Source organism: Pseudomonas sp. R28(2017) (assembly GCF_002112505.1).
In the GTDB taxonomy this organism is placed as follows: Bacteria; Pseudomonadota; Gammaproteobacteria; order Pseudomonadales; family Pseudomonadaceae; genus Aquipseudomonas.
In genome coordinates this window covers 51,510-65,050 of the sequence record NZ_NEHW01000007.1, presented here as the reverse complement: position 1 = coordinate 65,050, position 13,541 = coordinate 51,510, and the positions used below count along the sequence as shown (strand labels likewise).

The window sequence follows — 13,541 nt, the reverse complement described above, 5'->3', positions numbered from 1 at the left end:
CGAAAGGTTAATTCTTTGATAAGCGCCCTTGCAGCAAACGTAACAATCCCTGCGGGATCAGTGCCAGGACGCATCTGGCGCGGCGCTGTTGGCCAGGCATAGCCAGGCGCAATCGGTGCCGAGCAGGTCGCGTAGCAGGTCATCCAGATCCGCTTGTTGCGTCATCAGAATAGACCGCTGCAGCGCAAGCAGGTCGCCGGGTTGTGTGGCCAGGTGTGTCTGCCATGCCCATTCGGCGACCTCAGCGTTGGTCATGGCGGGCTCGTCGAACTGCTCGGCCAGTGCCTGCCGGGCGCCGGTGTCGAGTGTGACCCCTTGGCTTAGCAGCGCCCGCAGATGGCCGAGGATTTCGGCCTGGCTGGCATGCGGCGATTGCACGCCGAACAGCAGGCCACCGATGCCCTCGATCTGACGGAAGGTACTGAACACCGCGTAGCCGAGTTGCAGTTCGACCCGCAGGCGTTGATACACCGGGCCTTGCAGCAGTTGCGCCAGCAGGCGCCCGCTGGCTTGCCGATCGGCGGGCAGAGGGCAGAACAGCAGCAGGGCATGTTCACTGCCCGCCACCTTGGCATGCTGCCAGCGGTGGCCAGTCCAGAGTGCGGCTGGCATGGGCGCTGCACCTTGCCCTGGGCAGTGCTGCAGTACTGCACCGAGCGCCTGCGCGGCGCCGCTATCGAAGCCTGCGGCCAGCCCCTGCCAGTGGCTGTGTTGCCAGGCATCGTCGAGCAGCGCCTGGTCGAACGTGCTGGGCGGCGTTGCTTCGGGGCGAGTGCCGAGCACTGCATCAGGCAGTTGATTGATCAATGCCCTGATCGGTATCAGATTGAGCGCCTCAGGTGGCGCTGGCTGCCAGCGGGAGGGCGCCCGCAACAGCGCCAGGGCTTGGCCTGTGGCGCGTATCACAGCTGCTGGGTGGCCAGCGCAGCGTAACTGCCAGTACTCGCCTGTTGCACTGAACTGCAGTTGCACGCAGGCCTGCTCGCAACGCACTTGCAGGGGGTGCAAGGCGCGTTCAAGCAAGCCATGAAGCTGCTGGTGCATTGCCGATGGCACCTGCCAGCGCAGATAAAGTGCCGCGTATTGCCTGGCTGGAGGAAGCAGGTTGCTGATGCTGAGCGCAGGTGGCAGCGCTGCGGTTCGAGACGAGGGTAGTTCTTCGAGCAGCAAAGGCTCGGCTGCAGGCAGTTGCCATTGCCCATAGGCGCGGCACGGCAGCTGTGCCAGCAGCGCTTCAAGCGCCGCCAGCGCCTGTTTATCCAGCGCTGCAAACGGCTGCCCGGCGCTGTCGCGGCGGGCCAGCTCCAGCGCGCTGGCACTGCGTTCGCGGCGTTGTTGCAAAAGATTGAACGCGCTGTTGAGTGGGGTGGGGGCGGCATGACGGATGAAGTCGAACCAGCCGTGCAGCAGCTTCAGTGCCTCATCGGTGCCGGCTTGCGCGCCAAGTTTCAGGTCGATGTGCCAGAGCAATTGACCGGCGAAGGCATACAACTTTTCAACCTTGAACCCTTTGAGCCAGCCTCGTCGCTCCAGTGCATCCAGCCAACTGCCGGGGCGGTTGTCAGCGAGGTTGGCCATCAGCAGCTCCAGCGCCTGTTCTGCACCTGCGGGCAGGCCCTCGTGGGCGAACAGCAGCGACTGGTTGGCGGCCAAGGCGGGTGGCACGGCTTGTGGCGCAAGAGCGCCCGTTGCGAAGAGGCCAGTGTATTGCCTGCCGAGTTGCTCCAGTTCATCCAGCGGCTGCGGGCCGCAGAGACTCAAGGTGATCTGGCCACCCTGGTAGAAGCACTGGTGGAAGCCCGTGAGCGCTTGCTGAAAGGCAACATTGTGCAAAGCGAGGGTATGGCGGTTGCCTGCATGAAAACCGCTTAGCGGATGGCCGCCGGCCACCGATTGCAGCAAGGCGAACTGCTGCTGTGCTTGCGGGTTACGCGACCAGGCGATGAACTCGGCGTGGATGACTTCCCGTTCACGGTGCTGTCGCTCGATGCCCAGGTCCGGTTCGGCCAGCATCTGGCACAGGCGCTCCAGGCCACCGGCCAATGCGGCGGGTGGAACCTCGAAGAAGAAATCGGTGGTGCGCTCGCCTGTGCTGGCGTTGACCTGGCCGCCCAAGGCCTGGACGTAGCGCATCAGGCCGTCTTCCAGTGGGAAGCGCGTGCTGCCGAGGAAAAACAGGTGTTCGAGGAAGTGGGCCAGGCCCGGCCACTGGCGCGGCGCATCGTGGCTACCCGCGTGTACGCGCAGGGCTGCAGCCGAGCGCTTCAGGCGCGGGGCGTGGCGCAGGGTCAGCTGCAGGCCGTTGGCGAGTGTGAGGTGGCGGGTGGCGTCAGGCATGGAAACTCCGGGGCAGGAGTTCATGCTAACCCATTTGCAACAGCAGGCCCGGCCTCTTCGCGGGCAAGCCCGCTGCTACAGGGCCCAAGGCCTGTCAAAACCCTGTGGGAGCGGGCTTGCCCGCGAATGGGCTGCAAAGCAGCCCCCGGTTAGTCCTTGAGGTGATGCAGCTCCCGACGCAGATCGGTCAGATAAGGGAACGCCTCACGCCCCCGTACCACCCGTTCATGCTCAACCTCTGCCAGCAACTGGCACTCATCGCGCCCGGCCATGGCCAGCAGGCTGCCGTCGGGCCCGATGATGCTGCTCTGCCCGCAGTACTGGATCTCGTCCTCGGCCCCACAATAGTTGGCATACACCAGGTAGCACTGGTTCTCCTGCGCCCGCGAGCGCACGGTCACCTGGCATACGAAATCGTAAGGCGTCATGTTCGCCGTCGGCACCAGGATCAGCTCGGCGCCGGCCAGCGCGAGGCGCCGGGCGTTCTCCGGGAACTCGATGTCGTAGCAGATCAGCATGCCGACCTTCCAGCCCTCCAGCTCGACCACCGGAAAATGGTCGGCACCGGCGCTGAACATCGCCCGGTCCAGCTCGCCGAACAGGTGAGTCTTGCGGTAATTGCACAGGCTGCGGCCATGGGCGTCGATCAACTGCACGCTGTTGTAGATCGCGCCGTCATCGGCGCGCTCCGGGTAGCCGTAGACGATGGCGATGCGATGCGCCTGGGCGATCTCCACCACCGCCATGGCCGAAGGGCCATCGTCGGCTTCGGCCAGCCGTTCGACCTGGGCCAGGCCGATGTTGTAGCCGCTCAGGAACATCTCCGGGCACACCAGCAATTGCGCGCCACCCTCGGCCGCCCGTTGCGCCTGGTGGCGCAGCCGTTGCAGGTTGCCGGGCACGTCCAGCGGGTTGGGTGCGCCCTGGAACAGAGCGATGCGCATGCTGCCTCCTTGGTTTCAGTCAGCCAGGGCGATGGGGCCGATCTCGTCGAACACATCGCCCGGGCCTGGGTTGTCCGCGTGAGTGCGGCCACCGAAGTGGTTCATGATACCCCACACCGCATTCAGCGACGTCTGCACCGCGCCTTCGACCCAGGCCGGGGTCCACGACACGTCGTCGCCGGCGATGAACATGCCGCGTTGCTCGGCAGGCATGTCCTGCTGCATGAAGTGCGCATACATGCGCTGGTTGTAGCGGTAGTGGCCCGGCAGCGCGCCCTTGAAAGCGCCGAGGAAGTGCGGGTCGGCTTCCCAGGAAATGGTGATCGGGTCGCCGATGATATGCCCGGCGATGTCGGTCCTGGGGTAGATTTTCTTCAAGGCATCGAGGGCCAGCTGCACGCGCTTTTCCACCGGATGCGGCAGCATCTTCAGGGCGTCGCTCATCCAGGCGTAGGACAGGCAGATCACCCCTGGTTTATCGTCACCGTTGTCGAACAGGTAGGTACCGCGGGTGAGGCGATCGGTGAGGGTCATGCTCATCAGGTCGCGGCCGGTCTGCGGGTCCTTGTCCTTCCAGAACGGCCGGTCGACCATGACGAAGGTTTTCGACGATTGCATGTAGCGGGTGCGGTCCAGGGCCATCCACATCTTTTGCGAGAACAGCGATTCCTCGCAGTCGATCTGGGTGGTCAGCAGCCAGCTCTGGCAGGTGGCGAGCACCGCGCCGTAATGGCGGGTGTCACCCCAGTTGTCGGTGACTGCCAGGCGCCCGTCCGCGGCACGCGCAATGCGTTTGACCCCGGTGCGCGGCGCGCCGCCATGCAGCGAACTGAGGCTGGTGCCTTCCGGCCAATGGGCACAGCGCTCCGGCACATGGCGCCAGATGCCTTGAGGGACTTGCTCGACGCCGCCGACGATCAGGTGCTGGTGGTCGTCGCAGTTGGTCATCACCACGCGGAAGATTTCCAGCATCGAGTTGGGGAAGTCCGAGTCCCAGCCGCCGGTGCCGAAACCAACCTGGCCGAACACTTCGCGGTGCTGGAAGCTCAACTGGGCGAACGAGCGCGAGGTAGCGACGAAGTCGTAGAAGGTGCGGTCGTCCCACAGGGGTACCAGCTTGTTCCACAGTGCTTTCAGCCGAGGTACGTCACGGTCACGGATCGCCTGCTGGATGTCGGCGAACTGTGCGCCGCTTTCCAGCGCATCGGCCCAGGCGTCGGCCACTTCATGGAACAGCTTGGGCAGGTCACTGGCCTTTTCGGCGTAGTAGGTCTGGCCTTCGAGGTCGATCACCGTGCTGCCCGAGGCAGAGGTCAGCGGGTTGGGGAAGGGTTTGGTTTCCAGGCCCAGCTTGTCGACGTAATGGTAGAAGGCGGTGGAGGACACCGGAAAACGCATGCCGCCGAGCTCGGCGATGATGCCATCGGTGCCGTTGAAAGCCTGCGAACGCAACCGTCCGCCGAGTTTCGAGGCCTCGTACACCACGGGCTTGAGGCCCAGCTTCATCAGTTCGTAGGCCGCGACCAGCCCGGCGATGCCGGCGCCAACGATGGCGACTTCCTCACCATGGCGCTCGGCCGGGATGCTGCCCAGGCCGGCGGGGTGTTCCAGCCAGTCGTCGAAGGCGAAGGGGAAATCCGGGCCGAAGATGGTGATGGGCTGTTTGCCGTCGGCGGGGTGGCGGTTTTTCTTGTTCATGAATTGACCTTGCCAGAGCGGCTGCGCGAGGGACGGAGCCTGAGTATAGGAGATGGCTGTAGGTCATTTTATGAAGCGGGGTGTTCGTAATTAAGATACAAATTAGTGTCGTAATGTAGATGAAGTCGTCATTTTAACGATAGTTACATTGATTTAGACGTATTAGTTGAGAGTGGCAAGGTGCCTCACCGTTTCCGGGTACTTTTGTACCAAGCGGATCAAGGCGACGGCCTGGGCATTGGGTTTTGAGCGGCCTTGCTCCCAGTTTTCCAGGGTCCGCGCATTAGTCCGCAGATAGTTCGCGAAGAGCGCTCTGGACATGTTCAGCTGCTCGCGCAATTCAAGCAGCTCATGGGGAGCCAGTGGTGCGAGTTCCTCGAAGGTGACCTTGTGCGAGCGCAGGGTCTTCTTTCCTGCTCGCTCCTCGGCCAGGGCATCGAAGCCTTCGCTGAGCTCAGTGAAGAGGTTGCGGGGCATGGTGTGTCCTCATTAGGCATTCGCGTTCTAGCAACGTTCTCAGGGTCTTACGTTGTTGATCTGTCAGATCATCCTGCATGTCTTTCCCGTAGAGGGTGAACAACCAGAACTGCATGCCCGATAACCAGTAGTAGTAAATGACGCGGATGCCACCTCGTTTGCCCTTGTGTCGAAGGGGGTCAGAAAAGCGCATTTTTCTCAGCCCTCCGGTTCCTCTGATGACATCGCCTGCATGTGGGCAACTCAACAAGATCTGCTGTAGGCAGCGAAACTGCTCTTCGCTGAGCAACTCGGCGCGGTAGCGTTCGAAAGGTGGCAATTCAACAAAAACAGCGTCCATGATTGTACGTTATCTGCGTATAGTCTGGATGGATTGAAAGGGCTCGTCAATCGGCCTTTTTTCCAGCCTATACACCTCGGCGCGTTGCGGGGGCGCCATTGAATTGCAGCTTGTAACGCCCGCAGGAAAGATCGGAATTATCCCGCGAAATCTCGGATGGTTGCCGATTCAGACCGGCTGCCCGCGATCGACCTTGCTGCTGAGGATGATGGACGTGGTGGTCTTTTCCACCCCCTCGACACTGCCAATCTGGTCCAGCAGCTGGTCGAGTTGCTCCGGCGAATCGCTGTGCAGCCAGGCGACGTAATCGAACTCGCCACTCACCGCGCACAGCTGCTGTACCTGCCCCATGGCACTCAGGCGCCGTACCACTTCCTTGCCGGAGCGTGGCTGCACCTTGATCCCGACATAAGCCTGCAGCCCACCGCCAATCAGGCGCTGGCCAAGGCGTACGCCATAGCCGGTGATGACTTTGTTCTTCTCCAGCCGCTCCAGGCGTGAGTTGACCGTGGTGCGGGCGATGCCCAGCTGGCGGGCGAGGGTGGCGACGCTTTCGCGGGCGTTGATCTGCAGCAGGGCGAGCAGTTGACGGTCGATTTCGTCAAGGGTGATGGGGCGGGCGTCCGACATGGTGAGTCTCTACAGTGGGGCCGTTAGCCTAGCCAGCTGAAGACGAGCAGGGCAAGCCCTAAGGTTTTTCAAGCCATCGGGCACAAAAAAGCCCCGCTGATGCGCGGCTTTTTCATGTCTGGTGGGCCCACACGGACTCGAACCGTGGACCAAAGGATTATGAGTTCGCCAATGACACCGTTGCGCTAGGTTTCATTGGGTTGCGCGAGAAAACGGTACTGTACGTGAAAGCTGAGCGAAATCAGTACGTTAGCGAGCGGTACAAGTGAGGACCTTCGTGCTGTACCGCTAGCGTACCTGTTTTAGAGGTACATCAGCCCGGCATGAGGTCGGTGTTGACCTTGTTCGACTTATATCGTGTCCCAGAAAGTGGTGTAACTGAACCAGCGAAGGTGTCACTGGAACAGAGACAGTTCATGTGTTGAAAACGCGCATCAGTTTGCTGGAAATCGAGGGTATGGGCCGAGACCGTAGCATGCTGCAGAGGTAGAGAAACTTCTTCAAGGCTTAGCGTTTCTGATCAATGGAGTTAATCGGACACTTATCGAGCACTGCTTTGAATGCTAATGCGCCATCGTTCTGAACTAAGCCTAATTCAGGTAATTATGTAAGGCCAGTGAGTTTAGTTATGAGCGCGCCGATATAGGTAGTGGTTAGCCCCATGAGTAGAAGGCCCATCGGGCGTTCCCACCAGCTTTTTACCTCCCCTGGTGGCATGGGTAAGCTCAAAACCAGGACGTTTGCCGGCTGGTTGATCACGGTAGACTGGTCTTGAGGGAGCATGGAGCGAAGCCAGAGTTCGTCGCGCGCTTTCTTCCTGATTGTCGCAACATCAGCGGCGAGTTGCCTGCCGCAGTCGCGTATATATACGCCCGTTATAAAGACTACCACGATGCCGAACAGAAATAAGGTGTCGACACTCAACGGCCGGTAGATATCGATAAGAGGTGTGATTTTCCAAAGAGGCAGAAGAAAGGAGGTTTTTTGATAAGTCAAATTGCAAATATCTTGAAGGGCGTACCCCAATTGCGGGATTAGCCTGCTCAAATGTTCGCCAAACTGGTAGGCGAATAGCACGGTGAACATCGCGAATTGCAGGGCTGTGACGATCATCAGTGCCCAGCCTAAGCGCTTCATGCGGGTTGCTTTGCGAATTGCTTCTGAAACGGTCATATCGGTTGACTTTCCATTCAACGGGTCAGTGTCCATGTGCGCAGCGTCATCGCATGCAAAAAAGCCGCGCAGTGCGCGGCTTTGAAGGTGGTGGGCCCACACGGACTCGAACCGTGGACCAAAGGATTATGAGTCCTCTGCTCTAACCGACTGAGCTATAGGCCCTCAGTAAGTGCCCGGATTATAACGAGGGTTTTGAAAGCGTGCCATCCGAAAGATCAGACAGTGCTATACGAAGAAACGTCGCCGCGAATTCATCCGGCGGTAACGGCAGGCTGACGATATAGCCCTGGATCTGCTCGCACCCTTCAGCCGCCAGGAAGCGTTGCTGGGCCTGGTTCTCCACGCCCTCGGCGATGATCGTCAGTTGCATGCTGCGCCCCAGCGCGATGATGGCGCGGGCGATGGCTGCGTCGTGTGGGTCGTCTGGCAGGCCGCGGATGAATGATTTGTCGATCTTGAGAATGTCCAGCGGCAGGCGCTTGAGGTAGCTCAGCGACGAATAGCCAGTGCCGAAGTCGTCGATCGCCAGCTGTACGCCCAGCTGCTTGAGCTGGTGCAGCACGGCCAGGGCTTCTTCGGCCTGGCTCATGATGAAGTTCTCGGTGATTTCCAGCTGCAGGTCACCCGCTTTGAGCTGGTAGACCTTCAACAGGTGCTCGATACGCTTGGCCAGGTTGAGGTGGCGCAGCTGCGCGCCCGCCAGGTTGATCGACAGCGGGCCAAAGGCTTGGTAGGCCTTCTTCCAGCGGTGCATCTGCTGGCACGCCTGCTCCAGCACCCAATCGCCCAGCTGAAGAATGGTGCCGTTCTCTTCGGCCAGGTGAATGAAATGCTCGGGCGGTACCTCGCCGAATGTCGGGTGGCTCCAGCGAATCAGCGCTTCGGCGCCGACCAGGGCCTGGGTCTTGAGGCTCAGCTTGGGCTGGAAGCTCAGGCTCATCTCGTTACGCTCGATGGCACGGCGCAGTTCATGCTCCATGGCGATGCGTTCGCTGGCCTGCACGGTCAGGTCACGGGTGTAGGCTTCCACGCGGTTGCGGCCTTTGGCCTTGGAGCGGTACATGGCGGCGTCGGCGTTGCGAATCAGCGTGGCGACGTCGGTGCCGTCCTGCGGGTAAAGGCTGATGCCGATGCTGGCGCTGGTGAAGAACTCGTGCTCGCCGGCCTGGAACGGGGCGACGAAGCAGGCCAGCAGTTTATTGGCGATGGCATGGGCATCGCTGGGTTTGTGCAGGCCGGGCAGCAGAATGATGAACTCGTCGCCACCCAGGCGGGCCACGGTGTCGACGTCGCGCACCTGCTCCTTGAGGCGCTGGGCGATACCCTTGAGCAACAGGTCGCCGACCGGGTGGCCGAGGCTGTCATTGATGTGCTTGAAGCGGTCCAAGTCGAGGAACAGCACGGCGCCCTGGCGGTTGGACACCTGCGAGCAAGTCAGTACGGCCTGCAGCCGGTTTTCGAAGAGGGCGCGGTTGGGCAGGCCGGTCAGCGGGTCGTGGTGGGCCTGGTAGTCGAGTTTGGCCTGGGCGTGCTTGAGGCTGGAAATGTCGGCGAACACCGCGACGAAGTGGGTTATGTCCCGCTCGTTGTTGCGTACGGCGCTGATGGTCAGCCAGCCGGGATACAGCTCGCCATTCTTGCGCTTGTTGTAGATCTCGCCCTGCCAGTGGCCTTCAGCGGTGAGCTGGTGCCACATCGCGGCATAGAAGGCGCTGTCATGCTGGCCGGAGGCGAGCAGCCGCGGGGTCTGGCCAAGGGCTTCGATTTCGCTGTAGCCGGTGATCTCGCTGAAGGCGCGGTTGACCGCGCTGATGCGTTGGTCGGTGTCGGTGATCAATACGCCTTCGGCGGTGTTTTCGAACACGGTGGCAGCCAGTTGCAGTTTTTCCTGCATCAGGTGGCGTTCGGTGATGTCGCGGGCGATGGTCAGCATGCAGTCGACACCACCGATCGGCAGTGGCCGTGCCGACAGCTCGCACAGGCGAATCTGCCCGTCACTGCGGCGCAGGTGGCAGCTGAAGTCACGCACGAAGCCATCGCGGCCGAGCTGGTCGATCAGGCGCTTGCGCTCGTTGAGGTCGACCCAGATCCCCAGGTCGAACGAGGTCTGATCGATAGGCGGGTTGAACTCGTAGCCGGTCAGGCGGCAGAAGCCCTCGTTGACCTCCAGCAGCAGGCCATCGCTCTGGCGCGACAGCAGCAGGCCGTCAGGCGAGGCATGGAAGGCCTTGGCGAACTTTTCTTCGGAGGTTTGCAACTGTTGCTGGGTCTGCTTGAGCTGGCTGATGTCGCGTACTGCCACCACCAGCGCCGGGGTGCCGTCGAGCTCGAAGGTTTCGGCTGAGGTCAGGCCGGTGAACATCTGGCCATTGCTGCGGCGGAAGGTCATTTCCAGGTTGCGGATGCCACCTTGGTGCAGGCGTTCGAGCAGCTTCGGGCCCATGCCTTCGATGCCCCACAGGTTGAGCTCGGTGGCGGTGCGGCCGATGACTTCGCCTGGGGTCAGGCCGATCTGTTCTTCGAAGGCTTCGTTGACTTCGAGCAGCACGCCATCGCTGTGCCGGGCAATCAGCAGAATGTCCGGGCACTGCTCGAACACCGAGGCGAACTTCTGTTCCGACAGGCGCAGGGCGTCTTCGGTACGCTTGGTTTCGCTGATGTCGATCATCAGGCCGCGCATCACGGGGCGGTGGCCGTGTTCGATCATGCTGACGATGTTGCGCACCCACAGGGGCTGGCCATCGGCGCGCATCACCCGGTAATCGAGGCTGTGATCACGCCCGGCGGCGGTCTCGCTCTCGCAGAAGGCCTGGGCCCAGAGTGCATCGTCCGGGTGCAGTATGCTGCGCCAGAAGCCGGGCTTGAGCCAGTCGTGCAGCGGATAGCCCAGCAGGTCTTCGGCATGCGGCGAGACATAGCTGTAGGTGAAGTCGTTGGCGTCGGCCTCCCAGGCGATTGCCGACAGGCTTTCGATCAGGCCGCGGTAATGGTACTCGCTGCTGCGCAGTTCCTGCTCCAGGGCGATGCGCCGGGAGATTTCCGAACTGAGCCGGCGATTGATGCGGATGACCACGGCGAGGATGGCGATCAGCAACAGGACGGCGGGCAGGCCATAGAGCAATGTGTCATGCCAGAAGCTGCGTTGGTCCACCACATTGCCGACCCAGCGCTGCTGGATATGGCTGATTTCATCGCTGGACATGTCCGCCATGACCTTGTCGAGGATGCCGATCAGGACCTGCTGGTCACGGGGCGCGGCCATTGCCAGTTGATAGCGATAGGGCGTCTCGCCGCTGACATACAACCCTTCGAGCTTGAGCTGGCGCAGGCTCCAGATGCTCGAGGCGAGGTCGCCAACCACGGCGTCCACCGCATCGGTGGCCAGTGCCTGCAGGGTCGAGCTGACATTGGGCATCGCCACCAGGTTGAGGTCCGGGTGGTGGGTGCGCAGCAGTTCATGGGGGGCGTAGTTCTCTACCACGGCCACCTTCAACCCGTACAGGTCCTTGAGCGTGCGCGGTTGCGGGCCGCCGTCATGGGCCAGGATGACGATGGGGAAATCGAGGTAGGGGCGGGTGAATGCCAGGTAGCCCTGGCGTTCCGGCGTCGACATGATGCCGGGCAGCAAATCGATGCGGCCTTCGCGCGCCTGCTGCAGCACCTCGGTCCAGCTGCTGGGCTCGACCGGTTTCAAAGATACCCCCAGGCGATCCTGGAGCAAGGCGATGTAATCGGCGGCCAATCCCTGGTACCGGCCCTCTTGGTCACGAAATTCGAATGGTGGCCAGGAGGCGTCGACGCCCAGCCTCAACTGCGGGTGGGCAGTGAGCCAGGTTTTTTCCTCGTCTGTCAGGGTCAGGGCGCCGGCCGTCGTGTTCCACAGCATCAGGAACAACAACAGAATGGCCGGCATCGGCAGCATAGCGGCCTCGCATTCAGTTGGTCTGAAGTCGAGTGTAGACGGGCATTCAGCCAGCCGGCCAGCTGATCACAACTATTTGTCGGATAAGAAAAACCCCGGCCTGGGCCGGGGTTTGTCATCACTCGTCGAGGAAGGAGCGCAGATGCTCGCTGCGAGTCGGGTGGCGCAGTTTGCGCAACGCCTTCGCTTCGATCTGACGGATCCGCTCACGGGTCACGTCGAACTGCTTGCCCACTTCTTCGAGGGTGTGGTCGGTGTTCATGTCGATGCCGAAACGCATGCGCAGCACCTTGGCTTCGCGTGCGGTCAGGCCCGAGAGCACGTCACGGGTGGCTTCCTTGAGGCTTTCGACCGTGGCCACGTCGATCGGGGACTGCATGGTCGAGTCCTCGATGAAGTCGCCCAGGTGCGAGTCTTCGTCGTCACCGATCGGGGTTTCCATGGAGATCGGCTCTTTGGCGATCTTCAGTACCTTGCGGATCTTGTCCTCAGGCATTTCCATGCGCTCACCGAGCTCTTCCGGGGTCGGTTCACGGCCCATTTCCTGCAGCATCTGGCGGGAAATACGGTTGAGCTTGTTGATCGTCTCGATCATGTGCACCGGAATACGGATGGTGCGCGCCTGGTCGGCGATCGAGCGGGTGATCGCCTGGCGAATCCACCAGGTGGCGTAGGTCGAGAACTTGTAGCCGCGACGGTATTCGAACTTGTCCACCGCCTTCATCAGGCCGATGTTGCCTTCCTGGATCAGGTCGAGGAACTGCAGGCCACGGTTGGTGTACTTCTTGGCGATGGAGATCACCAGACGCAGGTTCGCCTCGACCATTTCTTTCTTGGCGCGGCGGGCTTTCGCCTCACCGATGGACATGCGACGGTTGATTTCCTTGATCTCGGCGACGGTCAGGCCGGTCTCGGTCTCGAGGTCGATCAGCTTCTGCTGGCAGGCGACGATGGCGGCGTCCTTTTCACCCAGGGCGGCAGCCCACTTGGTGCTGCGCTTGGCCAGGTCACCGGACCAGGTCTGGTCGGTCTCGTTGCTTGGGAACAGGCGCAGGAAGTCGGCACGCGGCATGCGGGCGTCACGCACGCACAGTTGCATGATCGCACGCTCTTGCTGACGCAGGCGGTTCAGGGCATCGCGCACGCGCTCGACCAGGACGTCGAACTGCTTCGGCACCAGCTTGATCGGCATGAACAGGTCAGCCAGGGCCTGCAGGGCCTCGATGCTTTCCTTGACGTCACGGCCGTTCTTCTTCAGGACCTTGGAGGTGGCCTGGAGCTGATCGGCAACGGCACCGAAGCGCTGAGCTGCAACGACCGGATCAGGACCGCTTTCGGTCTCTTCCTCGTCGTCACCGCCTTCACTTTCTTCGTCTTCGTCGTCCGATTCTTCCTTGGCCGCAGGTGCCTTGGCACCAGGAACCGGCACTTCGTCGGTCGGTGCGGCGATGTTGTCGTCAGGGTCGATGTAACCGCTGAGAACGTCGGACAGGCGGCCGCCTTCGGCGGTGACGCGGTCGTATTCGCCGAGGATGTAGTCGACAGTACCCGGGAAGTGAGCGATGGCGCCCATGACTTCACGGATGCCTTCCTCGATCCGCTTGGCGATTTCGATCTCGCCTTCACGGGTCAGCAGCTCGACGGTACCCATTTCGCGCATGTACATGCGCACCGGGTCGGTCGTGCGGCCGATATCGGTTTCAACTGCCGCCAACGCAGCAGCGGCTTCTTCGGCCGCAGCTTCGTCGGTGTCGGCTTCCGCCAACAGAAGGGCATCCGCATCCGGAGCACTCTCGAATACGTTGATCCCCATGTCGTTGATCATGCGGATGATGTCTTCCACCTGTTCCGGATCTGAAATATCCTCAGGCAGGTGGTCGTTGACCTCCGCGTAAGTCAGGTAGCCCTGCTCACGACCGCGGGTGATCAACTCTTTGATACGAGACTGCTGTTGCGCTTTTCCGGACATAACACCCTATCCACTGAAGGTCTTGGCGGGCAAAAAACAAGCCGAGGA

Annotated in this window: 9 protein-coding genes and 1 tRNA gene; all 10 read right to left on the bottom strand. The window is 61.5% G+C overall.

Annotation, left to right across the window (positions count from 1 at the left end):
- Positions 1-57: 57 nt before the first annotated feature.
- Positions 58-2,337, bottom strand: coding sequence for a pyrroloquinoline quinone biosynthesis protein PqqF (pqqF, locus tag CAF78_RS13920; RefSeq protein ID WP_085676251.1), 2,280 nt, complete (start codon positions 2,335-2,337; stop codon positions 58-60).
- A gap of 149 nt (positions 2,338-2,486) precedes the next feature.
- Positions 2,487-3,281 carry a carbon-nitrogen hydrolase family protein gene (locus CAF78_RS13915; protein WP_085676250.1) on the bottom strand — a complete coding sequence of 265 codons (795 nt, stop codon included), beginning with the start codon at positions 3,279-3,281 and terminating at the stop codon, positions 2,487-2,489.
- 15 nt (positions 3,282-3,296) lie between these two features.
- Positions 3,297-4,979 (bottom strand): NAD(P)/FAD-dependent oxidoreductase, encoded by a 1,683-nt coding sequence (locus tag CAF78_RS13910; protein ID WP_085676249.1) that lies wholly within the window; start codon positions 4,977-4,979, stop codon positions 3,297-3,299.
- A gap of 162 nt (positions 4,980-5,141) precedes the next feature.
- On the bottom strand, positions 5,142-5,456 hold the full coding sequence (locus tag CAF78_RS13905; protein WP_085676248.1) for a DNA-binding transcriptional regulator: 315 nt from the start codon (positions 5,454-5,456) through the stop codon (positions 5,142-5,144).
- Complete coding sequence (locus CAF78_RS13900; RefSeq protein ID WP_085676247.1) at positions 5,434-5,796, bottom strand: toxin; 363 nt, start codon at positions 5,794-5,796, stop codon at positions 5,434-5,436. Before CAF78_RS13900 ends, CAF78_RS13905 begins: the two co-directional genes overlap by 23 nt.
- Before the next feature lie 168 nt (positions 5,797-5,964).
- The gene (locus CAF78_RS13895) at positions 5,965-6,426 is read right to left on the bottom strand and encodes an Lrp/AsnC family transcriptional regulator (protein WP_085676246.1); all 462 of its coding nucleotides are present in this window, start codon (positions 6,424-6,426) and stop codon (positions 5,965-5,967) included.
- A gap of 603 nt (positions 6,427-7,029) precedes the next feature.
- A complete protein-coding gene (locus tag CAF78_RS13890; protein ID WP_139831406.1) occupies positions 7,030-7,635 on the bottom strand; it encodes a YniB family protein in 606 nt (201 codons plus the stop codon).
- 52 nt (positions 7,636-7,687) lie between these two features.
- Positions 7,688-7,764: transfer RNA gene (locus CAF78_RS13885), tRNA-Ile, on the bottom strand.
- 16 nt (positions 7,765-7,780) lie between these two features.
- Positions 7,781-11,524 (bottom strand): bifunctional diguanylate cyclase/phosphodiesterase, encoded by a 3,744-nt coding sequence (locus CAF78_RS13880; protein WP_085676244.1) that lies wholly within the window; start codon positions 11,522-11,524, stop codon positions 7,781-7,783.
- 118 nt (positions 11,525-11,642) lie between these two features.
- Entirely contained in the window at positions 11,643-13,493 is a 1,851-nt protein-coding gene (gene rpoD / locus CAF78_RS13875; protein WP_085676243.1) for an RNA polymerase sigma factor RpoD, read from the bottom strand.
- Positions 13,494-13,541 lie beyond the last annotated feature (48 nt).

Bases quoted from the DNA above. Each gene is read 5' to 3' on its own strand.
- CAF78_RS13900 (WP_085676247.1), bottom strand. From the start codon at position 5,796: ATGGACGCTGTTTTTGTTGAATTGCCACCTTTCGAACGCTACCGCGCC.
- CAF78_RS13915 (WP_085676250.1), bottom strand. From the start codon at position 3,281: ATGCGCATCGCTCTGTTCCAGGGCGCACCCAACCCGCTGGACGTGCCC.
- pqqF (WP_085676251.1), bottom strand. From the start codon at position 2,337: ATGCCTGACGCCACCCGCCACCTCACACTCGCCAACGGCCTGCAGCTG.
- CAF78_RS13895 (WP_085676246.1), bottom strand. From the start codon at position 6,426: ATGTCGGACGCCCGCCCCATCACCCTTGACGAAATCGACCGTCAACTG.
- CAF78_RS13910 (WP_085676249.1), bottom strand. From the start codon at position 4,979: ATGAACAAGAAAAACCGCCACCCCGCCGACGGCAAACAGCCCATCACC.
- CAF78_RS13890 (WP_139831406.1), bottom strand. From the start codon at position 7,635: ATGGACACTGACCCGTTGAATGGAAAGTCAACCGATATGACCGTTTCA.
- rpoD (WP_085676243.1), bottom strand. From the start codon at position 13,493: ATGTCCGGAAAAGCGCAACAGCAGTCTCGTATCAAAGAGTTGATCACC.
- CAF78_RS13905 (WP_085676248.1), bottom strand. From the start codon at position 5,456: ATGCCCCGCAACCTCTTCACTGAGCTCAGCGAAGGCTTCGATGCCCTG.
- CAF78_RS13880 (WP_085676244.1), bottom strand. From the start codon at position 11,524: ATGCTGCCGATGCCGGCCATTCTGTTGTTGTTCCTGATGCTGTGGAAC.